The sequence below is a fragment of the Pseudomonas sp. UBA7530 genome (assembly GCF_002479365.1).
GTDB lineage: Bacteria > Pseudomonadota > Gammaproteobacteria > Pseudomonadales > Pseudomonadaceae > Aquipseudomonas.
This window is the reverse complement of the sequence record NZ_DLMS01000004.1, coordinates 68,507-92,007: the sequence shown is the minus strand read 5'-3', so window position 1 is coordinate 92,007 and position 23,501 is coordinate 68,507. Positions and strand designations below refer to the sequence as shown.

The 23,501-nt window shown below is 65.2% G+C and carries 22 protein-coding genes; 14 read left to right on the top strand and 8 right to left on the bottom strand.

What is annotated here, in order from left to right; genetic code table 11:
* Positions 1 to 54 precede the first annotated feature (54 nt).
* The 3 genes from B2U07_RS08670 to B2U07_RS08660 all read left to right on the top strand — a co-directional run bounded on the left by B2U07_RS08670 (position 55) and on the right by B2U07_RS08660 (position 2,562).
* Positions 55 to 1,062, top strand: coding sequence for a methionine ABC transporter ATP-binding protein (locus B2U07_RS08670; RefSeq protein WP_275546374.1), 1,008 nt, complete (start codon positions 55 to 57; stop codon positions 1,060 to 1,062).
* Complete coding sequence (locus B2U07_RS08665; RefSeq protein WP_074676952.1) at positions 1,062 to 1,730, top strand: methionine ABC transporter permease; 669 nt, start codon at positions 1,062 to 1,064, stop codon at positions 1,728 to 1,730. Before B2U07_RS08670 ends, B2U07_RS08665 begins: the two co-directional genes overlap by 1 nt.
* 61 nt (positions 1,731 to 1,791) lie before the next feature.
* Positions 1,792 to 2,562, top strand: a complete 771-nt coding sequence (locus B2U07_RS08660; RefSeq protein ID WP_275546373.1) for a MetQ/NlpA family ABC transporter substrate-binding protein — start codon at positions 1,792 to 1,794, stop codon at positions 2,560 to 2,562.
* A gap of 345 nt (positions 2,563 to 2,907) precedes the next feature.
* On the opposite strand, the gene B2U07_RS08655 is transcribed toward B2U07_RS08660, so the two are convergent.
* Positions 2,908 to 3,762 (bottom strand): LysR family transcriptional regulator, encoded by an 855-nt coding sequence (locus tag B2U07_RS08655; protein WP_275546372.1) that lies wholly within the window; start codon positions 3,760 to 3,762, stop codon positions 2,908 to 2,910.
* Between the two features lie 112 nt (positions 3,763 to 3,874).
* On the opposite strand from B2U07_RS08655, the gene B2U07_RS08650 reads away from it, so the two are divergent.
* The gene (locus tag B2U07_RS08650; RefSeq protein ID WP_197858891.1) at positions 3,875 to 4,300 is read left to right on the top strand and encodes a VOC family protein; all 426 of its coding nucleotides are present in this window, start codon (positions 3,875 to 3,877) and stop codon (positions 4,298 to 4,300) included.
* Positions 4,301 to 4,342: 42 nt separating this feature from the next.
* Here B2U07_RS08650 and B2U07_RS08645 read toward each other — a convergent pair whose 3' ends face one another.
* Positions 4,343 to 7,225 carry a GGDEF and EAL domain-containing protein gene (locus B2U07_RS08645; protein ID WP_296276802.1) on the bottom strand — a complete coding sequence of 961 codons (2,883 nt, stop codon included), beginning with the start codon at positions 7,223 to 7,225 and terminating at the stop codon, positions 4,343 to 4,345.
* 289 nt (positions 7,226 to 7,514) lie between these two features.
* On the opposite strand from B2U07_RS08645, the gene uvrD reads away from it, so the two are divergent.
* The 5 genes from uvrD to B2U07_RS08620 all read left to right on the top strand — a co-directional run bounded on the left by uvrD (position 7,515) and on the right by B2U07_RS08620 (position 13,739).
* On the top strand, positions 7,515 to 9,698 hold the full coding sequence (uvrD, locus tag B2U07_RS08640) for a DNA helicase II (RefSeq protein WP_275546370.1): 2,184 nt from the start codon (positions 7,515 to 7,517) through the stop codon (positions 9,696 to 9,698).
* A gap of 23 nt (positions 9,699 to 9,721) precedes the next feature.
* Entirely contained in the window at positions 9,722 to 10,816 is a 1,095-nt protein-coding gene (locus B2U07_RS08635; RefSeq protein WP_275546369.1) for a TRAP transporter substrate-binding protein, read from the top strand.
* A gap of 124 nt (positions 10,817 to 10,940) precedes the next feature.
* Entirely contained in the window at positions 10,941 to 12,023 is a 1,083-nt protein-coding gene (locus B2U07_RS08630; RefSeq protein ID WP_275546368.1) for a TRAP transporter substrate-binding protein, read from the top strand.
* Between the two features lie 103 nt (positions 12,024 to 12,126).
* On the top strand, positions 12,127 to 12,708 hold the full coding sequence (locus B2U07_RS08625) for a TetR/AcrR family transcriptional regulator (protein ID WP_275546367.1): 582 nt from the start codon (positions 12,127 to 12,129) through the stop codon (positions 12,706 to 12,708).
* Between the two features lie 176 nt (positions 12,709 to 12,884).
* Positions 12,885 to 13,739, top strand: a complete 855-nt coding sequence (locus B2U07_RS08620) for a Tim44 domain-containing protein (RefSeq protein ID WP_013717887.1) — start codon at positions 12,885 to 12,887, stop codon at positions 13,737 to 13,739.
* A 190-nt stretch (positions 13,740 to 13,929) separates the two neighbouring features.
* On the opposite strand, the gene B2U07_RS08615 is transcribed toward B2U07_RS08620, so the two are convergent.
* Complete coding sequence (locus tag B2U07_RS08615) at positions 13,930 to 14,394, bottom strand: GNAT family N-acetyltransferase (protein ID WP_275546366.1); 465 nt, start codon at positions 14,392 to 14,394, stop codon at positions 13,930 to 13,932.
* Positions 14,395 to 14,499: 105 nt separating this feature from the next.
* Here B2U07_RS08615 and B2U07_RS08610 point away from each other — a divergent pair, with 105 nt between their 5' ends.
* A complete protein-coding gene (locus tag B2U07_RS08610) occupies positions 14,500 to 14,907 on the top strand; it encodes an SMI1/KNR4 family protein (RefSeq protein ID WP_003464767.1) in 408 nt (135 codons plus the stop codon).
* 180 nt (positions 14,908 to 15,087) lie between these two features.
* Here the strand turns inward: B2U07_RS08610 and B2U07_RS08605 are convergent, their stop codons facing one another.
* Entirely contained in the window at positions 15,088 to 15,741 is a 654-nt protein-coding gene (locus tag B2U07_RS08605; protein ID WP_275546365.1) for a GntR family transcriptional regulator, read from the bottom strand.
* A 246-nt stretch (positions 15,742 to 15,987) separates the two neighbouring features.
* Between B2U07_RS08605 and B2U07_RS08600 the strand changes: the two genes are divergently transcribed.
* On the top strand, positions 15,988 to 17,382 hold the full coding sequence (locus B2U07_RS08600; RefSeq protein WP_275546364.1) for an aspartate aminotransferase family protein: 1,395 nt from the start codon (positions 15,988 to 15,990) through the stop codon (positions 17,380 to 17,382).
* Positions 17,383 to 17,483: 101 nt separating this feature from the next.
* A complete protein-coding gene (locus tag B2U07_RS08595; RefSeq protein WP_275546363.1) occupies positions 17,484 to 18,851 on the top strand; it encodes a glutamine synthetase family protein in 1,368 nt (455 codons plus the stop codon).
* 38 nt (positions 18,852 to 18,889) lie between these two features.
* Here the strand turns inward: B2U07_RS08595 and B2U07_RS08590 are convergent, their stop codons facing one another.
* Entirely contained in the window at positions 18,890 to 20,152 is a 1,263-nt protein-coding gene (locus tag B2U07_RS08590) for a hypothetical protein (protein ID WP_275546362.1), read from the bottom strand.
* Positions 20,149 to 20,868, bottom strand: coding sequence for a tetratricopeptide repeat protein (locus B2U07_RS08585; RefSeq protein ID WP_275546361.1), 720 nt, complete (start codon positions 20,866 to 20,868; stop codon positions 20,149 to 20,151). Before B2U07_RS08585 ends, B2U07_RS08590 begins: the two co-directional genes overlap by 4 nt.
* An 84-nt stretch (positions 20,869 to 20,952) precedes the next feature.
* Between B2U07_RS08585 and B2U07_RS08580 the strand changes: the two genes are divergently transcribed.
* The gene (locus B2U07_RS08580) at positions 20,953 to 21,450 is read left to right on the top strand and encodes an acyl-CoA thioesterase (protein WP_275546360.1); all 498 of its coding nucleotides are present in this window, start codon (positions 20,953 to 20,955) and stop codon (positions 21,448 to 21,450) included.
* 74 nt (positions 21,451 to 21,524) lie between these two features.
* Here B2U07_RS08580 and B2U07_RS08575 read toward each other — a convergent pair whose 3' ends face one another.
* On the bottom strand, positions 21,525 to 22,064 hold the full coding sequence (locus B2U07_RS08575) for a zf-TFIIB domain-containing protein (protein WP_275546359.1): 540 nt from the start codon (positions 22,062 to 22,064) through the stop codon (positions 21,525 to 21,527).
* Between the two features lie 121 nt (positions 22,065 to 22,185).
* On the opposite strand from B2U07_RS08575, the gene B2U07_RS08570 reads away from it, so the two are divergent.
* Positions 22,186 to 22,581, top strand: coding sequence for a DUF3301 domain-containing protein (locus tag B2U07_RS08570; RefSeq protein WP_275546358.1), 396 nt, complete (start codon positions 22,186 to 22,188; stop codon positions 22,579 to 22,581).
* A 12-nt stretch (positions 22,582 to 22,593) separates the two neighbouring features.
* Here B2U07_RS08570 and B2U07_RS08565 read toward each other — a convergent pair whose 3' ends face one another.
* Positions 22,594 to 23,472 carry an alpha/beta fold hydrolase gene (locus B2U07_RS08565; protein ID WP_275546357.1) on the bottom strand — a complete coding sequence of 293 codons (879 nt, stop codon included), beginning with the start codon at positions 23,470 to 23,472 and terminating at the stop codon, positions 22,594 to 22,596.
* Between the last annotated feature and the right edge of the window lie 29 nt (positions 23,473 to 23,501).

Below are 23,501 nucleotides of genomic sequence, written 5' to 3'. Positions count from 1 at the left end.
CCGGCCCCTTCCACCTTGAGGCTCGCCCTTGAACACACCCAAAAGGTCGTTCGCGTGATCCAGTTTCAATCCGTCCACAAGGCCTACCGTGTCGCAGGCCGCGAGATTCCGGCGCTGCAGCCCACCACGTTGCAGATCGGCAACGGCCAGGTGTTTGGCATCATCGGCCACTCCGGCGCCGGCAAGAGCACCCTGCTGCGCCTGATCAACCGCCTGGAAGAACCCTCCGGCGGGCGCATCGAGATCGACGGCGTCGACGTCACCGCCCTCGATGCCAATGGCCTGCGCCGCTTCCGCCAACAGGTCGGGATGATCTTCCAGCATTTCAACCTGCTGTCGTCGAAAACCGTCGCCGGCAACATCGCCATGCCGCTGCGCCTGGCTGGCGAGCTGAGCCGCGCCGAGATCGACGCCCGCGTCGCTGAGCTGCTGGCCCGCGTCGGCCTGCAGGATCACGCCAACAAATACCCCGCGCAGCTCTCCGGCGGGCAGAAACAGCGTGTCGGCATCGCCCGTGCGCTGAGCACACGGCCGAAGATCCTGCTGTGCGACGAAGCCACCAGCGCTCTCGACCCGCAGACCACCACCGCCGTGCTGCAGCTGCTGGCCGAGATCAACCGCGAGCTGGGCCTGACCATCGTGCTGATCACCCACGAGATGGATGTGATCCGCCGCGTCTGCGACCGCGTGGCGGTGATGGACGCTGGCGTCATCGTCGAGGAAGGTCCGGTGGCCGAGGTGTTCCTGCACCCGCAGCACCCGACCACGCGGCGCTTCGTGCAGGAGTCCGAGCATGTCGACGAGGCCGAGCAGCACGACGACTTCGCCCACGTTTCGGGACGCATCCTGCGCCTGACCTTCCAGGGCGAAGCCACCTACGCGCCGCTGCTGGGCACCGTGGCCCGCGAGACCGGCGTGGACTACAGCATCCTTGCCGGACGCATCGACCGCATCAAGGACACCCCCTACGGCCAGCTCACGCTGGCCCTCACCGGTGGCGACATCGACGCCGCGCTGGCGCGCTTCGAAGCCGCCGACGTGCATCTGGAGGTACTGCGCTGATGCTCGAACAACTGCTACCCAACGTCTTCTGGCCGGAAATCTGGCAGGCCAGCCTCGATACTCTGAACATGCTGCTCGGCTCGATGTTGTTCACCGTGCTGCTCGGCCTGCCGCTCGGCGTGCTGCTGTTCCTCACCGGCCCGCGCCAGTTGTTCGAGCAGAAGGCCCTGTACGGTGCGCTGTCGCTGGTGGTGAACATCCTACGCTCGGTGCCCTTCGTCATCCTCTTGATCCTGATGATCCCCTTCACCGAGCTACTGGTCGGCACCTCGCTGGGCGTCGCTGGCGCCATTCCGCCGCTGGTGGTGGGCGCCACGCCGTTCTTCGCCCGCCTGGTGGAAACCGCCCTGCGCGAAGTGGAGCGCGGCATCATCGAGGCGACCCAGGCGATGGGCGCCAGCACTTGGCAGATCATCACCCGCGCGCTGCTGCCCGAGGCGCTGCCCGGTCTGCTCGCGGCCACCACCGTCACTGCGATTACCCTGGTCTCCTACACCGCCATGAGCGGCCTGATCGGCGGCGGCGGCCTCGGCGATCTGGCCGTACGCTATGGCTACCAACGCTACCAGCCGGACGTGATGGCCGTGACCGTGATTCTGCTGCTGATCCTGGTGCAGGTGCTGCAGATGGTCGGTGACCGGCTGGTTGTGCATTTTTCCCGCAAATGATGAAAAGCGGCGACTCGCCACCCGCGAGACCCGCACCAACCTTCCCAAAAGGAACCTTGAAATGAAGAAGCTGCTGACTGCAATCGCCGCCTGCGCGGCCTTCTCGGCCCAGGCCGAAACCCTGAGCGTCGCCGCCACCCCGGTGCCGCACGCGGAGATCCTCGAGTTCGTCAAACCGGCCCTGGCCAAAGAAGGCGTGGAGCTGAAGGTGCGCGTGTTCACCGACTACGTGCAGCCCAACCTGCAGGTACAGCAGAAGAACCTCGACGCCAACTTCTTCCAGCACCAGCCGTACCTAGACGAGTTCAATGCCAGCCGCAAGACCGAGTTGGTCAGCGTCGGCGGTGTGCACGTCGAGCCCTTCGGCGCCTACTCCAGCAAGATCAAGAGCCTCAACGAGCTGGCGCAAGGCGCCACCGTGGCCATCCCCAACGACGCCACCAACGGCGGCCGCGCCCTGCTGCTGCTGCAGAAGGCCGGTGTGATCACCCTCAAGCCGGAAGCCGGCATCCTCGCCACGCCGAAGGACATCGTCGAGAACCCGAAAGGCATCAAGGTGCGTGAACTGGAAGCGGCCACCCTGCCGCGCGTGCTGAGCCAGGTCGACGTTGCCCTGATCAACACCAACTACGCCCTGGAAGCCAAGCTGAACCCGACCCAGGACGCCCTGGCCATCGAAGGCAGCGACTCGCCGTACGTCAACATCCTGGTGACCCGCGCCGACAACAAGGACAGCGACGCCGTGCAGAAGCTGGTCAAGGCCCTGCACAGCGCCGAGACCAAGCAGTTCATCGAAGAGAAATACAAGGGCGCCGTCATACCGGCGTTCTGATCGCCGCACAGGTCCCAGCTGTAGCCAATGCCGCGCCGCTGCCAAGCCGCGCGGCATTTTTTATGGGCGGTACTTCGCGCACCCTACCTGGCTGCCAGCGCGGACAAGTCCGCTCCCACAAAAACGGTGCAAGCGCACGGCGGCTCGCCACTCATACCGTAGGAGCGGTCTTGACCGCGAAGCTTTTCCTGCTGCGCCATTCGCGGACAAGTCCGCTCCCACAATCCGCTCCCACAAAAATCGGCGCACGCCCAACCGGCCCTGAGCTTCTCTGGGCGAGTCCAGATGAACAGGCACAGGGCGACTACTGTTCCGGATTGCATGCAGGCTACGACCTCCCAAGGATTAGCCCCGCAGGCAATCCAGCAGACAGTCCAACGCCGGCTGGCGCTGCGCACGCCGCAACAGCGCCACCAGTTCACGGTGGAAGGCCAGTTCGCCGAGCTCGATCACCCGCAGGCGGGTCGGCCGCTGCAGCCACAGGCCGGCACGCGGCACCAGCGACACACCCATGCCGTTCTCCACCAGACGCACGATGGCCTCCACCTCGTCCAGCTCCAGCGCCTCGCGCACCGCCAGCCGCTGCTCGCGCAGGAAGCGGCAGACCTGGCGGCCACCGAACGAGGCCCGGTCGTATCGCACGAATGGGTGCTCGGCGAGCAACTGCAGCGGATCGTCGCCGGCTGCGTCCAGCGGTGCGATGAGCACGAAGGGCTCGCGCGCCAGCGGTACCTCCAGCAGCTCCTTGGGCAATGGGAACGGCGGCTTGATCAGCAGGGCCAGGTCCAGCTCGCCGGCATCGAGCTGGGTGAACAGCTGCAGCGACACCCCCGGCACCAGCTTCAGTTCGACCCGCGGCGCCAGCTGGCGAAAGCGCGGTAGCGCCTCGGCCAGCAGCCCGGTCTGCAGGGTGGCGATGGCGCCGACGCGCAATTCGCCCTGCCACTGATCAGCGGCCTGCGGCAGGGCCATCTGCGCATACAGCGCCAGCATCTGCTCAGCCAATGGCAGAGCGTGGCGACCGGCGGCGTTGAGCACGGCGGCGCGGCCGCTGCGGTCGAACAGGCGTACGCCGAGGTGCTGTTCCAGTACGCGGATCTGCGCGCTGACCGCCGACTGGGTCAGGCCGACCTGCTGCCCGGCAGCGGCGAAGGTGCCCAGGCGGGCCACGGTGACGAAGGTTTTCAGCTCGCGCAGCATGAGCGTCTCGATTGATCAAAATTATTTGAGCTTGCTAGAAAGGATATTCGCTTTCAATCGATTTGGCTGTTGCTAGGCTAGCCCGACAGACAATAACCAGAGGTAATGCGTGATGGCCCTTGCTCCCTTTCACCTGGCGATTCCCGTTTTCGATCTCGCCGCAGCGCGGCATTTCTATGGCGAGGTATTCGGTTGCGCCGAAGGGCGCAGCAGCGATCACTGGGTCGATTTCGATTTCTTCGGCCATCAGCTGGTGATCCACGAGGCGCCGAAGATGGCCTACCAGGAAGCGGCCGTGAGCAACCCGGTGGATGGCCACGACGTGCCGGTGCCGCACTTCGGCGTGGTGCTCGGCTGGGCCGACTGGGAAGCCCTGGCCGAGCGCCTGCGCAGCCGCGAGACGCAATTCGTCATCGAGCCCTATGTGCGTTTCAAGGGCCAGGTCGGCGAGCAGGCGACCATGTTCCTCCTCGACCCCTGTGGCAACGCCCTGGAATTCAAGGCGTTCAAGGACATCGGCCAGCTGTTCGCCAAGTGAGCAACTGAGTCAGATCCGGCGACGGGGCGAGGTAGACGCCGCTCAGTCCAGCGGGTGGTCGATCTGCGCGCGCAGCAGTTCGGCGAAGGCGCTGGCCTCCACCGGGCGGCTGATCAAAAAGCCCTGGATCTCGTCGCAGTTCTGGCTCTTGAGAAAGTCCATCTGGGCTTGGGTTTCCACGCCCTCGGCGACCACTTTCAGCTCCAGACTGTGGGCCATGGCGATGATCGCGCGAGTGATCGCCGCGTCCTCGCTGCCGGGCGAGAGATCGCGGATGAAGGTCTGGTCGATCTTCACGTAGTGCACCGGGAAGCGCTTGAGGTAGCTGAGCGAGCTGTAGCCGGTGCCGAAGTCGTCGATCGCCAGCTTCACGCCCAGCGCACGCAGTTGCTGGAAGGTGGCGATGACGCTTTCGACGTTGTCGAGCAGTTGGCTTTCGGTCAGTTCCAGCTCCAGGTACTGCGGCGCCAAGCCGGTTTCCTCGAGCACCTGGCGGACCAGGCTGGTGAGATTGCCCTGGCGCAGCTGGTGCACCGACAGGTTGACCGACACGCGTATCTGCGCCAGCCCCTGGCGCTGCCACTCGCAGGCCTGCTGGCAGGCCTGGCGCAGGACGAACTCGCCGATCGGCGCGATCAACCCGGTCTCTTCGGCCAGGCCGATGAACTCGCCCGGCGCCACCATCCCTTGCTGCGGATGGCGCCAGCGCACCAGCGCTTCGGCGGCATTGAGCTGGTCGTCGGCGAGGTTCAGCTTGGGCTGGTAGAACACCTCCAGCTGACCTTCGTCGATCGCCTTGCGCAACTGGTTCTCCAGTTGCAGGCGCTCGAGGGTATAGGCCTGCAGGTTGTCGGTGAAGAACTGGAAGGTATTGCCGCCCAGGTGCTTGGCATGCTGCACGGCCATGTTGGCCTGGCTGATCAGCGCGCTGATTTCGCGTGCGTAGTCCGGCAGCAGGCTGATCCCCAGGGAGGCGCTGACCACCAGCTCGTGACCGCCGACGGTCATCGGCACACGCAGCTTGGCCAACAGCCGGCTGGCCACCCGCGCCAGGCTTGAGAGGCTGCCGTAGGCGTCGAGGATGACGGCGAACTCATCGCCCGACAGCCGCGCGATGCAGTCAGCTTCGGGCAGGTTATGGGTCAGGCGGCGGCTGATCTGACGCAGCAACTGGTCCGCCACTTCATGGCCGAGGCTGTCGTTGAGCAGCTTGAAGCGGTCCAGGTCGATATGCACCAGGGCGATGCTGCGACCACTCTGCCGCGCGCGCTGGCTGGCCTCGTGCAGGCGCTCCTTGAACAGGGCGCGGTTGGCCAGGCCGGTCAGCTCGTCGTAGTGCGACAGGTAGCGCAGGCGTTCCTCGGCCTCGCGCCGCGCGGTGAGATCGGCGAAGAAGCCGACGATATGGCTGGGTCGTCCACTGGCATCGCGCACCAGATTGAGCTGCAACCATTGCGGATAGAGCTCGCCACTCTTGCGCGTCTCGATCAGTTCGCCCTGCCAGGTGCCGCTGCTGTCCAGCTCCTGGCGGATCAACTGGTACTGCCTGTGCATCTCGCGGCTGCCGATCAGGCTGGTCACGGTGCGCCCGACCACGTCCTCGCTGCCGTAACCGGTCACCGAGCTGAAGGCGCGGTTGACCGCCAGCATGCGGTAGTCGGGGTCGAGAATGAAGATACCCTCGCTGGCCGCCTCGAACACGGTCGCCGCAAGGCGCTGTTGCTGCTCCTGCTGGCGTCGCGCGCTGACGTCGCGCCGCGTGCCGAGCATGCGCCGGACACGCCCGGCGGCATCGCGCTCGACCGCGCGGCCACGGTCTTCGACCCAAATCCAGTGGCCATCGACATGGCGCACGCGGTATTCGATCTGATAATCCTCGCTGCGCCCCTTGAGGTGCTGGACCAGCGCCCGGCGCAGCCGCGGCAAGTCATCCGGATGCAGGCGTGGCGTCAGATCGCGCAGCATCACCTTGACCTGGCCCGGTTCCAGACCGAACAGCTCGCGCAGGTGCGAGTGGTGCACCTGATCGCTTTCCAGGTCCCAATCCCACAAGCCCAGCTCACTGGCCTCCAGCGCCAGGGCCAGGCGCGCCTGGCTCTTGCCCAGGGCGTGGGTCGCCTCGTCCAGCTCCAGGGTGCGCTCGGCCACACGCATTTCCAGCTCGTCGTGGGCACCGCGCAATTCGCGTTCGGCGCGGCGGCGTTGTTCCACCTCGCGCGCCAGTTCTTCGTTGAGCCCTTCTGCGCGCCGCTTGGCATGCTCAAGATTGCTGATCAGCGCCAGGTTGTGAAAGCGCTGCAGCAGGCTGCGCTGCACCAGCCGATTGACCTGCCAGGCGACGATCAGCAGGGCGAGAAACAGGATCACGCTGAGCAGTCCCCAGCCGCGTTGCAGGCCGTTATCGGCCAGCAGCAGGTAGGCGGCCGAAGGCACCAGGCACGGCAAGGCGAAACTCAGAAAAGCAGGCAGGCTGACGGCGTAGGCCACGCTGGCCGAAAGGATCGCCGCGCCGATCAGGCCATAGACCAGCGCCTGCTGATAGAACACGTCGGCCGGCACCAGCACGATCACGGCGAACGCCAGGGTCAGGCCGGATGCGGCGGCGCCGAAGAGGAAGATGCGCTGCCAGTAGGGTTCGGCCTGGCGGCTGGGCAGCGCCTCGTTGAAGGCATTCACCTGAGTCAGGCGCAGCAGCACCAGCAACACCACCCAGCCCAGCCAGGCCGCGAGCAACGGCGCGCTCTGCTGACTCCACAGCAACAGACTGCAGGCCAGGCCGACCAGCAGCATGAGCAGGGTGGGCAGGCGCGAGCCCAGGAACAACAGGCGCGTGCGCTCGACGGTAATGTCCGTGGCGAACTGACGTGCAGCCTGCTGCGGGTCCAGCGTCACCTCGTGAACTACGGCGCTAGTCGTGGCGGTCATAGGCGATGTTCTTGTAATGGTGCCTAAGGGTCTGCGGCGTATATATGGGCGCTCTCAGCCCTGACGTCGCCGGAGAATACCCGAGACAGACCCAGTGCCCAACAAAGATGTGGACCATTTCACAGGGTGATGGCCAACTTTTGGCGGGCGCCCAAGATCGTACTGGCCCTTGGCCGCCTGCCTGCGCCCATCTGCGCCCTGACCTGCCGGTCGTCGGTTAGATCCGGTCGGTTTCGCCTCATCTGGCCGACGGTTTGCCCTCCCCTGCCCGGCCCCCTAGAATGCCGCGATGCAAAATGACCCCGAACTCCTCCTCGCTTCGCTCAACGACGCCCAGGTCCAGGCCGTGGCCGCCCCGCTCGGCCGCCAGCTGGTGCTGGCCGGCGCCGGCTCGGGCAAGACCCGCGTGCTGGTGCACCGCATCGCCTTCCTGATCCAGGCGATGGGCGCTTCGCCTCATTCGATCCTGTCGGTGACCTTTACCAACAAGGCCGCCGCCGAGATGCGCCACCGCATCGAACAGATGCTCGGCCACAACCCGGCCGGCATGTGGGTCGGCACCTTCCACGGCCTGGCCCATCGCCTGCTGCGCGCCCACTGGCAGGAAGCCGGGCTGGCCGAGAATTTCCAGATTCTCGACTCCGACGATCAGCAGCGCCTGATCAAACGAGTGATCCGTGACCTGGGCCTGGACGAACAACGCTGGCCGGCCAAGCAGGCGCAGTGGTTCATCAACGGCCAGAAGGACGAAGGCTTCCGCCCGCAGCATATTCAGGCTGGCGGCGACCTGTTCCTGGCCACCATGCGCGGTATCTACGAGGCCTACGAAGCGGCCTGCGCACGCACCGGGGTGATCGACTTTTCCGAGCTGCTGCTGCGCGCGCTCGACCTTTGGCGCGACAAGCCGGGCCTGCTCGAACATTACCAGCGGCGCTTCCGCCATATCCTGGTCGACGAGTTCCAGGACACCAACGCCGTGCAGTACGCCTGGCTGCGTCTGCTGGCCCAGGGCGGCGACACGTTGATGGTGGTCGGCGACGACGACCAGTCGATCTACGGCTGGCGCGGCGCGCGCATCGAGAACATCCAGCAGTTCTCCAGCGACTTCCCCGACACCCAGGTGATCCGCCTGGAGCAGAACTACCGCTCCACCGCCGGTATCCTCAAGGCGGCAAACGCCCTGATCGCCAACAACAACGGACGCCTCGGCAAGGAGCTGTGGACCGATGGCAGCGACGGCGAGCCGCTGGCCCTGTACGCCGCCTTCAACGAGCATGACGAAGCGCGCTACGTGGTCGAGACCATCGAGGACGCGCTGCGCAAGGACGGCCTCAAGCGCAGCGAGATCGCCATTCTGTATCGCTCCAACGCCCAGTCGCGGGTGCTGGAAGAGGCGCTGCTGCGCGAGCGTATCCCCTACCGCATCTACGGCGGCCAGCGCTTCTTCGAGCGCGCCGAGATCAAGAACGCCATGGCCTACCTGCGTCTGCTCGACGGACGCGGCAACGATGCTGCGCTGGAGCGCATCATCAACGTGCCGGCACGCGGCATCGGCGAGAAGAGCATCGAGACCATCCGCGAGTACGCCCGCGCCCATGACGTGCACATGTGGGAAGCGATCCGCCTGATGCTTGCCAACAAGGCCCTGCCAGGCCGCGCTTCGAGCGCCCTGAGCGGTTTTATCGAGCTGATCGAAGGCCTGGCCGAGAAGGTCCTGGCCATGCCCCTGCACCAGATGACCCAGGTGGTCATCGAGCAAAGTGGGCTGCTCGCCTACCACGAGGCGGAAAAGGGCGAGAAGGGCCAGGCCCGGGTGGAGAACCTGGAGGAACTGGTCAGCGCCGCGCGCGCCTTCGAGAACGACGAAAACGACGAGCTGACTCCGCTGCAGGCCTTCCTCACCCACGCCTCGCTGGAGGCCGGGGACACCCAGGCCGCCGAAAACGAGGACAGCATTCAACTGATGACCCTGCACAGCGCCAAGGGCCTGGAGTTCCCGCTGGTATTCCTGGTTGGCATGGAAGAGGGTCTGTTCCCACACAAGATGAGCCTGGAAGAACCGGGCCGACTGGAAGAAGAACGCCGCCTGGCCTACGTTGGCATTACCCGTGCCATGCAGAAGCTGGTGATCAGCTACGCCGAAACCCGGCGTCTCTACGGTAGCGAGACCTATAACAAGGTCTCGCGCTTCGTCCGCGAAATCCCCGCACCGCTGGTTCAGGAAGTACGCCTGAGCAATAGCGTCAGCCGCCCGGTAAGCACCAGCTCGATGAGCGGTAGCAGCCTGTTCGCCGGTAGCGCCGTGCCGCAGACGCCCTTCAATCTGGGCCAGCGGGTACGCCACAGCCTGTTCGGCGAGGGCACCATTCTCAACTTCGAGGGTGCCGGCGCGCAGGCCAGGGTGCAGGTGAATTTTGAAAACGAAGGCAGTAAGTGGCTGATGCTGGCATACGCCAAGCTCGAAGCCTGTTAGCACACCGTATCTGGAGATAATCGATGAATCGCCGCAATCTGTTCGGCACCGCTCTGGCGCTGATCGCCGCCATCGGCCTGGTTGGCTGCAAAGAAGAAAAGGCTGCCAGCGAGCAGGCCGCCGCTAAACCGGCAGAAACCTTCCACTGGAAGATGGTCACTTCCTGGCCGAAGAACTTCCCCGGTCTGGGCACCTCTGCCGAGCGCCTGGCTGAGCGTATCAACGCCATGAGCGCCGGGCGCCTGACCGTCAAGGTCTACGCCGCCGGCGAGCTGGTTCCCGCACTGGAAGTGTTCGACGCGGTATCGCGCGGCACCGCCGAGATGGGCCACGGCACCCCGTACTACTGGAAGGGCAAGGTACCGGCTGCGCAGTTCTTCAGCAGCGTGCCGTTCGGCCTCTCCACCCTGGAAATGAACGCCTGGCTGAGCAAGGGCGGCGGTCAGGCGCTGTGGGACGAAACCTATGCACCCTACGGTGTGAAACCGCTGTCGGCGGGCAACACCACCATGCAGATGGGCGGCTGGTTCAATAAGGAAATCAACAGCCTGGATGACATCAAGGGCCTGAAGATCCGCATGCCGGGCCTCGGCGGCGAAGTCTGGAGCAAGCTTGGCGCGATCACCGTCAACCTGCCCGGCGGCGAAATCTTCACCTCCCTGCAGACCGGTGCCATCGATGCCACCGACTGGGTCGGTCCGTACAACGACCTGGCCTTCGGTCTGCACAAGGCCACCAAGTACTATTACTTCCCGGGCTGGCAGGAGCCGCAGGCCGTGGTCGAATCCATGGTCAACCAGAAGGCCTTCGACGCGCTGCCGGCCGACCTGCAGGCCATCGTCGTCGAAGCCGCGCGCGCCGCGACCCTGGACATGATGGACGACTACGTGTTCAACAACGCCAAGGCGCTGCAAAGCCTGAAGAGCGAAGGCGTGCAGTTCAAGCGCCTGCCCGATGAAGTGCTGCAGGCCATGCGCGAACAATCCGACGTGGTGCTCGAAACCCTGGCAGCCGAGAACGACCTCAACGGCCGCATCTGGGCTTCGCAGAAAGCCTTCCTCGAAGAGGCCAGCGCCATGCAGGCACTGACCGAGAAAGAACTGTACGACTGGCGTTAAGCTGCTGCCGCTCCCACAAGGCTTTTTGCCCTTGTGGGAGCGAATTCATTCGCGATGGGGTTGGCGCCGTACCAGCAGGATCGCGAATGAATTCGCTCCTACAAAAAAATCTGGAAGCCACTCCATGCGCCTTTCCGCCCTGCTTCTGCTGCCCCTGCTCGCCGTTGGCCTGATCGGCTGCAAGGACGACTCCAAGCCGGCCGACCAGGCCGCAGCCCCCGCTCAGACCTTCCACTGGAAGATGGTCACCACCTGGCCGAAGAACGCTCCCGGCACCGGCACTGCCGCCGAACGCCTGGCCGAGCGCGTCAACGCCATGAGCGCCGGGCGCCTGACCATCAAGGTCTATGCCGCTGGCGAACTGGTGCCGGCGCTGGAAGTGTTCGATGCGGTGTCGCGCGGTACCGCCGAACTGGGCCACGGCACGCCCTACTACTGGAAGGGCAAGGTACCGGCCGCGCAATTCTTCGGCGCGGTGCCCTTCGGCTTGTCCACCCAGGAAATGAACGCCTGGCTGAGCAAGGGCGGTGGCCAGGCGCTATGGGACGAAGCTTACGCGCCGTTCGGCCTCAAGCCGCTGACCGCAGGCAACAGCACCATGCAGATGGGCGGCTGGTTCAACAAGGAAATCAACAACCTGGATGACATCAAGGGCCTGAAGATCCGAATGCCGGGCCTCGGCGGTGAAGTCTGGAGCCGCCTTGGTGCGACCACCGTGGTGATGCCTGGCGGCGAGATCTTCACCGCCTTGCAGACCGGTGCCATCGATGCGACAGACTGGGTCAGCCCCTACAACGACCTGGCCTTCGGCCTGCACAAGGCAGCCAGGTACTACTACTACCCGGGCTGGCAGGAGCCGCAGTCGGTCCTCGAACTGCTGATCAACCAGAAGGCTTACGACGCCCTGCCGGCAGACCTGCAGGCCATCGTCACCGAGGCGGCCCGCGCAGCGACCCAGGACATGATGGACGACTACGTGTTCCACAACGCCCTGGCGCTGGACGAGTTGAAGAAGAGCGGCACGCTGCTCAAGCGCTTCCCCGACGAGGTACTGCAGGCCATGCAGCGCGAGACCGAACAGGTGCTCGGCGACCTGGCGGCGCAGAGCGAACTCAATGGTCGTATCTGGGCCTCGATGCAGACCTTCCAGGCACTGGCCACCTCGATGCATGCGCTGTCGGAGAAGGAGCTGTACGACTGGCGCTGAGCCCGGTGATCGGCGACGGCGGTGCGCATGTCGCAGCAGCCGTCATTGGCTCCGTTTGTCGCTCCAGGCTGCACCTCATACTCTGGCGGCCATACTTCAGGGGATGAAAAAGAAGCCGACCGACCCCGCCCACATTCTTGATACCGCCCTGCAACTGGCCGACGTCTGCGGCTGGGAGCGCCTGCACCTTTTCGAGGTAGCCGCCGTACTGGACATCGGCCTGGACGATATCGCCCGCCACTACCGTGACAAGGATGACCTGGTGGAAGCCTGGTTCGATCACGCCGATCAGGCCATGCTCAACCACGCAGGAAACCCCGACCTCCCCGGGCTGAATGCCGAACAGCGCCTGGAAAGTTGCCTGCTGGCCTGGCTCGACAGCCTCGCCGCTCATCGGGCTGTCACCGCACAGATGCTGCTGTACAAACTGGAACCCGGTCATCTCCACCTGCAGGTACTCGGCCTGATGCGCATCAGCCGCACCGTGCAGTGGTGGCGCGAAGCAGCCGGGCGGCAGAGCCTGCATTTGCATCGTATCGCCGAAGAAACCCTGCTCACCAACGCCTACCTGCGCAGCTTCGTGCACTGGCTGCGCCACCCCGAAGAAGACGCAGTAACCTTCCGCGCCTTTCTGCGTAGCCAACTCCGCTGCGGCCCGCTGCCTCTACTGCTGCAACGCCCGTAGCTCGGATGAAGTCCGCGGCCATGGCTGCGGGCCTTCCCGGATTGCATCCGGGCTGCTCGAACATATCGCAGGGTGCTCGCCCTCCAGGCAAAAGCCGGAAACATTCTGTCACTGGTCATCACCCGCCACGGCGGGCAAGATGCCGACCAAGCTTTTCCACAAGAGAGAAAACCGTGATGCAGCGTTTCCTCAGTATCGCCATGGTGCTGTGCCTGGCACTGACCTTCAGCTTCGAAGCCCACGCCAAGCGTTTTGGCGGTGGCAAATCCTTCGGCTCCGCTCCCAGCCACCAGACTCGTCAGGCCACGCCGCCAGCTCAACAGGCTGCCCCAACTCCCGGCCGCCAGCAGCCTGCCGCTGCCGCCAGCGGCGCTTCGCGCTGGCTCGGCCCGCTGGCCGGTCTGGCCGCTGGTGGCCTGCTGGCCTCGATGTTCATGGGCGACGGCTTCGAAGGCCTGCAGATCATGGACATGCTGATCTTCGGCCTGATCGCCTTCCTGCTGTTCCGTTTCCTCGCCGCCCGTCGCGCTCGCCAACAGCCACAAATGGCTGCTGCCGGTGCGCCGTACCAGCGTGAAATGCCGAACGCCGACAACGCGCCGGCCGCTGGCAGCAATATCTTCGGCGGTCGTCTGGCTTCGGCCGCTCCGGTGATCAACGCCCCGGCCTGGTTCAACGAGCAGAGCTTCATCGCCGCTGGCCGTGAGCACTTCATGAACCTGCAGCAGCACTGGGACGCCGACGAGATGGACAAGATCGCCGAATTCGTCACCCCACAACTGCTGGACTTCCTCAAGCGCGAGCGCGCCGAACTGGGTGATGGCTTCCAGTCCACCTACATCGACGACCTTCAGGTCCAGCTCGACGGCGTCGACGACAACGCCGAGAAGACCATCGCCACCCTGACCTTCAGTGGCGTGTCCAAGACTTCGCGCTTCGACCAGGGCGAGCCGTTCAGCGAAAGCTGGCGCCTGGAGCGTGCCCAGGGCGACAACCAGCCCTGGCTGATCGCCGGCATTCGCCAGAACTGATCGCAACGACGCACAAAAAACCCGGGCTTGCCCGGGTTTTTCATTTCGGCATTTGCCGGCTATCGCGGCTGAAGCCGCTCCTACACCAGCGCCTTACGGCCCTCATGGCCATGTCGGCGCCGAAAGCAGCACCCGTGGGAGCGGACTTGTCCGCGAATCGCGGCGCCAGCCGCGCCTGCACAAGCCGGAGTCACGTCATCGCGGCTCGGCGCATGCCGATATGCGGGATGTCGTCCTCCAGATAGACCTCGGTCACCGCCTCGAAGCCATACCTCCCGTAATAACCCTGCAGGTGCGCCTGAGCAGACAGGTAGACCGGCACGCCAGGCCAGCGGCGGCGGCATTCGACCAACCCCTGCTCCATCAGCCTATGACCCAGGCCACTGCCACGTGCCTGCTCTGCAATCACCACGCGGCCAATCACCACCTCGCCATTCATCCACTGCGGGTCGAGCAGGCGCAGATAGCCCACCAGCACGTCGCCATCGCGCGCCAGCAGGTGGCAGGTATCGCCGAGCAGGTCCTGGCCATCGGTTTCCAGGTAGGGGCAGTTCTGCTCCACCACGAACACCTGGGTGCGCAGCGCCAGTAGCTCATAGAGCGTGAAGGTATCGAGTTCACAGTGATGCAGGCAGCGCCAGGTGACAGACGACATGAGAGAGCTCCGTAAAATTGCCAGTATGCAATGCAGGCCGCAGGTTTTCATTCCGTGGGCCAGCTACTGTATAAAGCCGACCCTACCCAATTAGGAGCCGACGCCGTGGAAGAAGTCATCGAACAGCTACGCGAACTCAACGAGCCCGTCCCGGTGCCGCTGGAGCTGCCCGAGGAAGAAACCCTGGTGGAGATTCAGGAGCAGATCCTCATCCACCTGCCCTTCGAACTGCGCGAGTTCCTGCTCAAGGTCAGCGACGTGGTCTACGGCCGCCTGGAGCCGGTGACCGCCAGCGACCCGCACTCGCACACCTACCTGCCGGAAGTCGCCTCGGTGGCTTGGGACCTCGGCCTGCCGCGCGATCTGGTGCCGCTGTGCCAGGACGGCCGCGACTACTACGCGGTCGACGTCGAAGGCCAGGTGTGGCTGTGGGACGGCGACGAGGGCGAGCTGACCGACGAAAGCTGGGACTCGGTCTGGCACTGGTGCCGCGACGTCTGGCTGGAGAGCTGAGCCTCGCGGTCACGGCGGCTGTGCTGTGGCCGGGTGCGTTAGCCTTCGCGGCCAAGACCGCTCCCACGGCATCATGCCGGCACCGTGGGAGCGGACTTGTCCGCGATTGCGCCGTTGATCCCAGGCCTCCACAAGGTACAAGCTCCCATCCGCGTGAAAGCGGGCTTCTCGCCGTCCGCCTCAGGTGTCGCCCTGCTCCAGCGCCAGCAGGTTGAGCAAAAATCGCGCGAAATACAGCAGATCCTGCTCCATGGCCTGGCGCGCTCCCTTGGCATCGCCGGCTTCGATGGCGGCAAAGGCATCTTCATGAAAGTCATTGAGCCGCAGTGACAGATCGGCGCCAGTGAACAGGCGATTGAAGAAGGGGCCGATCTGCAGCCACAGCGACTCGATCGAACGCAGCAACACCGGGTTGCCGCAGGCACCGTACAGGTGCAGGTGGAACTGGCTGTTGGCGCTGAGGTAGTCCTGAACCTGGCGCTGCTCGATGGCCACGTCCATGCGCTGCACGCAGTCACGCAGCCAGGCCAGGTCGTCGCGGCTCAGGCGCGGCGTAGCCAGCTCCACCGCGAGGCCTTCCAGCGCCAGGCGTACCTGAAAGATGTTCTCGTAACGTTCGCGGGTCATCGACGGCACGCGCACCGAGCGCTGCTGCTCGCCCTCCAGCGCGCCCTCGGCCACCAGCCGTTGCAGGGCCGCGCGAACCGGCATCGGGCTGGTCCCCCATTCGGCCGCCAGGTCACGGATTTTCAGCCGTTGTCCCGGCTGGAAGCGCCCGGCCAACAGGCCCGAGCGGATGTTCTGATACAACTGTTCCTGCAGGTTGTCAGCCATGCTGAACCACCTCCATCGGTGGCGCCGGCAGTTGGGCAAGGGTCAGGCTACAGTCACGCATGAAAGGCTCCGGTCAAGAAAGCATGGGCAGGGTCAACGCCGATTTTGTCTGAGAAAACCTGTCGTTGAAATGTTCTGTGATCACGAATATCGATTTATTTGGCCATATCGCGTGGATATAAAGACCATTTACTATTTTGTGATCACAAAATATCATGCCGGCAGCATCTGAACGAGGTATGCCCCATGACCACCGCCAGTGGCATCAGCCAAGCCGCCGTAGACCGCTTCGTCGCCGCCGAGCGCGAGCTGTTCCTGTCCCGCAATCCGAAGTCCGCGGCGCTGGCCGAACGCGCCCGTCACTCGCTGTACGGCGGCGTGCCGATGCACTGGATGGCCGACTGGTCGACGCCGGTGCCGCTGTTCGTCGAGCGCGCCAAGGGCGCGCGCTTCTTCGACGTGGACGGTCATGAGTACGTCGACTTCTGCCTCGGCGACACCGGCACCATGTTCGGCCATTCTCCCGACCCGGTGGCTCGCGCCCTCGCCGAGCAGGCAAACAACGGCCTGACCACCATGCTCCCCGGCGAGGACGCCGTGGTCTGCGGTGAGCTGCTGGCCCAGCGCTTCGGCCTGCCCTACTGGCAGGTGACCGCCACGGCTACCGACTCCAACCGCTACGTGCTGCGCTGGGCGCGCGCCATTACCGGCCGCAAGACCTTGCTGGTGTTCGACGGCTGCTACCACGGCACCGTCGACGACGTAATGGTGCGCGAGCGCGATGGCCAGACCGTGCATCGCTCCGGCCTGATCGGCCAGGCCTACGACCTGACCGAGCACAGCCGCGCCATTCCCTTCAACGATGTCGCAGCACTGGAGGCGGCGCTGGCCCAGGGCGATGTCTGCGCCCTGCTATGCGAGCCGGCGATGACCAACATCGGCATGGTCCTGCCCGACCCGGGCTTCATGCAGAAATGCCGCGAGCTGACGCGCCAGTACGGCAGTCTGCTGATCATCGACGAGACGCACACCATCTCCACCGATATCGGCGGCTGCACGCGCCTGTGGGGCTTGGAACCGGACTTCTTCGTGGTCGGCAAACCCATCGCCGGCGGCGTGCCATGTGGCATCTTCGGTTGCAGCGCCGAGATGGCAAAAGCCATGACCCAGGCTCGCCAGCGCGCCAGTGAGCAAAGCCACGGTCACGGCCACAGCGGTATGGGCACCACGCTCTCGGCCAACGCCCTGGCCATGCACTGCATGCGTGCCAACCTGGAGCAGGTGATGACCCAGGCCGCCTACGACCACATGCTGCCGCTGGCCGCGCGCCTGGCCGAAGGCTTTCGCCAGTTGATCGACAAGCATGGCCTGAAATGGTCGGTGACCGAGTTGGGCGCACGTTGCGAGTTCCAGTTCTGCGCCACTCCGCCGCGCACCGGTGCCGAAGCTGAAACGGCCTTCCATGACGAGCTGCAGATGGCCCTGCACCTGTACCTGATCAACCGCGGCATCCTGATCACACCGTTCCACAACATGACCCTGTGCTGCCCGAGCACCACAGCCGAGGATGTAGACAAGCTGATCACCATGCTCGATGCGGCCCTCACCGAACTGCTGGCCATTCCCGGTGCTCGCGAGTAACTCATCGAGATGCCTGTGGGAGGGGCTTTAGCCGCGACAGTCGCCGCTGAAGCGCCTCCCACAGGATGCACTGCGCCCCACGACCTTTTGCGAGAACCACCATGCAATTCGCCAACCCTCAGGAAGCCCGCGACTTCCTCGCCCAGCACCCCGAGGTACGCAGCATCGAGCTGATGCTGATCGACGCCAATGGCATCCCGCGCGGCAAGCTGCTGCATCGCGACGAGTTGCTGGCCATCTACGAGAACGGCCGGCCGCTACCCAGCTCGATCCTGTCGCTGACCATTCAGGGCGAGGACGTCGAGGAGAGCGGCCTGGTCTGGGAAGTGGCCGACGCCGACTGCTGGACCTATCCGCTGCCCGGCTCGCTGTGCCTGCAACCCTGGCGCGCGGTGCCCACCGGGCAGTTGCAGGTGAGCATGCACCCGACCCAGGGCCTGCCAGCCACGCCGGGTGATCCGCGCCATGTGCTGGTGCGCGCCATCGAGGCGCTCAAGGCCGACGGCTATCACCCGGTGATGGCGGTGGAACTGGAGTTCTACCTGCTGGACAAGCAACGCGACGCCAATGGCCGCCCGCAGCCCGCCGTGCAGATGAACGGTGTGCGCCCGCAGGCGCCGCAGGTCTATGGCGTGTACGAGCTGGAGCAGGTGCAGCCGTTTCTCGACGACCTCTACGCCGCCTGCGAAGCCCAGGGCTTGCCGGTGCGCACGGCGATCTCCGAATACGCTCCGGGCCAGCTTGAGCTCACGCTGGAGCACCGCTTCGATGCCCTGCAAGCGGTGGACGAAGGCGTACGCTACAAGCGCCTGGTCAAGGGCGTGGCCAACAAGCACGGGTTGCAGGCCTGCTTCATGGCCAAGCCCTTCGGCAACCTGGCCGGCAGCGGCTTGCATATGCACGTATCCCTGGCCGACGCCAAGGGCAACAACCTGATGGCCTCGGAAGACCCGCAGGGCACGCCGCTGCTGCGCCACGCCATCGGCGGCATGATGGCCACGCTCAATGACGCGCTGGCGATCTTCTGTCCCAACGCCAACTCCTTCCGCCGCTTCCAGGCCAACAGCTACGCGCCGCTGGCCAAAAGCTGGGGAGTGAACAACCGCACCGTGTCCTTCCGCGTACCGGGCGGGCCGGCCAGCAGCCGCCACGTCGAGCACCGCATCTGCGGCGCCGATGCCAACCCTTACCTGGCTGCGGCGGCTATCCTCGCCGGCATTCACAAGGGCATCCGCGAGCAGATCGACCCGGGCCAGGCCATCGTCGGCAATGGCTACGAGCAGGCCCGTGAAACCCTGCCCACCGACTGGCTGACCGCACTGCGTAACCTGGAAGCCTCCACCTGGGCACGTGAGGCGCTGGGCGAGGATTTCCTCAAGGTGTTCCTGGCGATCAAGTGGGCCGAGTTCCGCCAGTTCATGGGCGAAGTGGGCGAGCAGGACTGGCGCTGGTATCTGAATCACGCCTAAGCACCACGCAGCTGCCCACCGGAGACGGTGGCCGGGCGCTACAACGGCATGCAGCGCCCGTTGAAGCCTGACTCATGCGGGCCGTCGAAGCACAATTGGCCACGCTCATCGAGCTCGGCCAGGCGCGTCGGATAGTAGGGATTGCGGGCGTCCGGCATGTCGGTCAGGCGTTCGGCAGCGAACGCCCCGGCAGGCAGGCTCACCGCAACGGCGAGCAAGCGGCGCTTGGCCTCCAGGTCCTGCAAACGTCCGGCATACAGGCGCATGTCCGGGCCGGCGATAGCCAGCAGAATGTTCCCGGCCCGGTTGCGCATACCGCCAACCGAGGTCGGCCCGGGCGCCGGCTCTTGCAGCGCGGCGGCGAACGCCTGCGGTTCCAGCTGCGACAACTCGGCGGCCCGCGCATAAGGCGCTAGGCTGGCATTGATGGTCATCTGCGGTCGGAAAAACAGTTTCAGGCCAAGGTATTCCCGGCCGGAGACGCTGTCTGGCAGTTGTGCATACATCTGCGCGATGCCGAAGAACTCGCGCTGCATGGGCCTCAGCAGCGAACGCTCAGCGGCGCTGAACGGCACCGGGATCTCCGGCCGCGGCGTCAGCCCCTGGCGATACAGGCGAACCTGCCACTCCAGATTACGGTTGACCAGCACTCCCAGGAGCATTTTCAGCACCAGGTTGTCCGCCTGCACCAGTTGCTGACGCAGCCGGCTCAACTCCCAGCGCAATCCGGCCAGGGCCACATCGCCCTGGCCATCGGCGGCCAAGTACAGCACGAACAGATCGTAGACCTGCTGCCCCTTGTACACATAGGTCAGGCGCGGCACCGGCTCGGCGAGGCTCACCGAGGTCAGCGTGCGGTAATCGTCCAGGCCGAGAAAGTGCCGGTAGCGTTCGAGCAGAACGTTCTGCTCCGCAGTGATGGCCGGCAATTGTGAGGCCTGCGCCAGCAGCGTTTCGAAGCAGCCTGGCGTCTCGATCTGGCAGAACGATCGCCCCTCGGGCACCGCCAGGGTGGCGACGGCCGGCGCCGCATACTCGCCTTCGGTCACGCCGCGCCCGGCGTGCCAGCTTTGGTAATGCTGCAGACGCATGGCGCCCAGCGCCTCGGGCTGCTGATCAACAGGCGCATCCAGCCCGCTCAGGTACAGGTAGGCATGGCTTTCGCCAGTCGCCGCCTGTACCTGCTGCTGCCAGTCCTGCACCTGGGCGCTCAGCGGCTCGTCTCGCAGCCAGGCGCTGCCGCCGACCAGCAGCGCCAGCACCAGAATCACAACACCCAGCAGGCCGGCACGCCGGCTCACGGACGTACCTGCGCATCGACCTTGATGTAGTCGCCCGCCACGCTGATGCCCATGCCGCCATAGTCCTGGCAGCCATCGGCGAACACCTCCAGCACGCGCAGGGCAATGCCTTCGCGCAGCAATTGTACGGCGCAGCCGGTGCCGAGCTGCGCATCTTCCAGCTTCATCACTGCGCCCTCGCCTTGCAGGCGTCCCTCCAGATCACCGATAGCTGCCGGGCCGTATTCTTCCACCCGTGCACCGGCGCGCAGCGGCGAAAAGCTGGCGCGATAACCGCCCGCCGGGTCAGTGCTGATCTGCAATTCGCTCCATACCGCCTGACCGCCATAGCGCAGATAGAGGCCCTGCGGGCTGGCCGCCAGCGCCTGGTAATCCACCGCCTCGGCCACCTTGCCCATGTGCAGGCGGGTCGAAGAACCGCTGAGGTGGTTGTCCAGCGCCACACCCAGCCAGGCCCGCGCCATGCCGGCATCGCCCGCGCGCAGATTGGCCAGAATCAGATTGTTCAAGGCCAGCTCCAACTGCGCCTCGTCGCCCTGCTCGACGCGGCGCAGCTGACGCTTGAAGGACTCGATGGCCGCCTCGAAACGACCGGCCTGATAGGCGGCCGTGCCTTCCTGGTTGCACTGCGCCGGTGTATCGCACGATTGTTCGGCCAGTACCGGCAGGGCGAGCAGGCCAAGCAACATAAGGGGAATGTGGCGCAAGGGCATCATCTGGCATCCTAACCAAGCAAAAACTCATAGTAGCCGCGCGACGCACAGCACGGCAGCGCACAGCCTCCCAATTTCGGAGTGACCATGGAAGCCGGAACCGCACAACTGACGATGACCGTACTGATGACCCCGGACATGGCCAACTTCTCCGGCAATGTGCACGGCGGCACCCTGCTCAAGTACATGGACGAGGTGGCCTACGCCTGCGCCAGCCGCTACGCGGGGCGCTACGTGGTGACCCTATCGGTCGACCAGGTGATGTTCCGCGAGCCGGTGCATGTCGGTGAGATGGTCACCTTCCTCGCCTCGGTCAACTACTGCGGGCGTACCTCCATGGAGGTGGGTATCAAGGTGATCACCGAGAACATCCGCGAGCGCTCGGTGCGCCACACCAACAGTTCCTTCTTCACCATGGTGGCGATGGATGAGCAGGGCCGTCCGGCAGTGGTGCCCGAACTACACCCGGACACCCCCGACGGCCTGCGCCGCCAGCGCCAGGCCAAGCAACGCCGGCAGATTCGCGAAGAGCTGCAGCAGCGCTACCAGGCGCTGGCCGAGGAGAAGAACCAGCTCCACGCCTGATGATGTAGCGCGCAAGCGCCCGTCGCGGGTACATCCGGCGGGTAGCACCCGCCCTCCGTGGTGCCGTGCGTTCCTCAGTCGTGACCGATGTAGAACAGCAGCTCACGCCGCTGCGGATGGTCCTTGAGCCAGGCGCGGATTTCGTCGGCACGGGCGATGGCGTCCTCGCCGGCAATGCGGCTGAAGCGCTCGCGGCGTGCCTGCTCGCTGGCCTCCTGGCGCACCTGGCGCTGCCAGGCGTCGGTGAAGATCGCCGGCATGCGCTGGCTCAGCTCCAGGGCTTTGAGCAGTTGCCACTCGCCACTGTCCAGCCAGGCTTCGTCGCAGGTGCCGCACAAATCCAGACGATTGGCGCGGGTGCCGCTGATCTGAAACTTGCTCATCAGCTTGGCGCACTTGGGGCAGCTCAGCGCATGGCTGGTTTCACCCACCTCGGTTTCCGCTTCAGCGGCCAGCGCCGCTGGCGTTTCCTCTGCCGGCTGGCGCTCGGCCCAGTCGCGGTAATGCAGCAGGCTGACCAACGTGCCCGAGCACTGCGGGCAACCGTGGGCGAGCAGGCCATCTTCGAGTTTCGCCGGTTGCAGTCGACTGGTCCGGCAGGCGGGGCAATGCATGGTGACGTCCTTTTCCTGTGAAGTGCGCGAACGCTAATGCACAGCCGACGCAAGGGCAAGCTGGATGCTGAGAACTGGGCAGCAGATAGGCTAAGCTCTGTCTCCCTGATCCGGAGTCGTCATGATCAACCTGTTCGATGTCTTCCTGCTGATGCTGTTCGCCGCCGTCTGCGCCTGGCTATGGCGCGGTCACGGTATCCGCGAGCGGGCGCTGGCGCTGGCCAAGCAGCACTGCGCCAAGCTCGACGTGGAGCTGCTCGATGGCGCCGTGGCGTTGCGCCGCCTGGCCATCCAGCGTGACAGCAAGGGGCATCGGCGCCTGGCGCGGCTGTATGACTTCGAATTCACCGTCACTGGTGAGCAGCGCCTGCGCGGGCATATCAGCATGTTCGGCGCGCATCTCGGGCGCATCGAACTGGAGCCTCACCCGGTGCTGGAACCGCAACCCGAGCCGGTTGCGGTGCAGCACCCGGGCAACGTCATTCAACTGGAAGACTGGCGGCGCAAGGCGCAGTAGCGCCCGCCCGACTCAGCCCCGCTGCAGCAGGAAATCTGCCACCCGCTCGGCGCTGTCCGCCGGCTGCTCCTGCATGAAGCAGTGCCCACCCGGTACCACCTGGCTGCGCACGTGGGCGTTGCTCGCACACCAGCGCGCCACTGATCGCGCCACGAACGGGTAGGTGCTGGCACCATGGATCACTTCGGTCGGTGTCGTCACCTTGGCCAGCGATGGCCACAGGCGACGCGGATAGGAGCCGAAAATCTCCGCTTCGCGGCTCGGCCGGCACTTGAGCTCGACGCCACCGGCCACGTCTTTCAACGCATGCTCGACATAGGCATCGAACGCCGCCTCGTCCCAGCCGCGGAACATGCCACGGCCATGCAGTGCAGCATGCGCACTGGTGCGATCCGACCACTGCCGGCGGCGCTTGTGCGCCTTCTTCGCCATGCCGGTGCGCTGCGCCAGGCCGACCACGTCGGACAACGCCATCACGCCGATCATTGCCGGGCTGAACAGTACCGGATCGAGCAGTACCGCGCGCTGAAACAGTTTGGGATGGCGCGCCAGGATCAAACTGCTCAGCACGCCACCAAAGCTGTGGCCGAGGGCGAAGCGCGGCACATCGCCGAACGGCGCGCGCAATGCCTCGAACGCCTCCACCGCTAGCTCGGCGCTGCGGTTCCAGCCATGGAAGCGCCCAGCGTGATCGCTGTCGCCATGGCCCTGCACGTCGCACAGCCAGAGGTCGAAGTCCTTGGCCAACAGCGCCAGCATCGGCGTGTAGACGCGCCCGCAGTAGCCGTTGCCGTGCAGAAAGTGCAGCAGTGGTTTGCCCGATGGCGGCGTATGCCAGCCGCGCAGGGTGAAACCGGCAGAAGTGTCATGAGACCAGGGCAGCAATTGCATGAAAGTTATCCACAGCGACGAACGCCGGC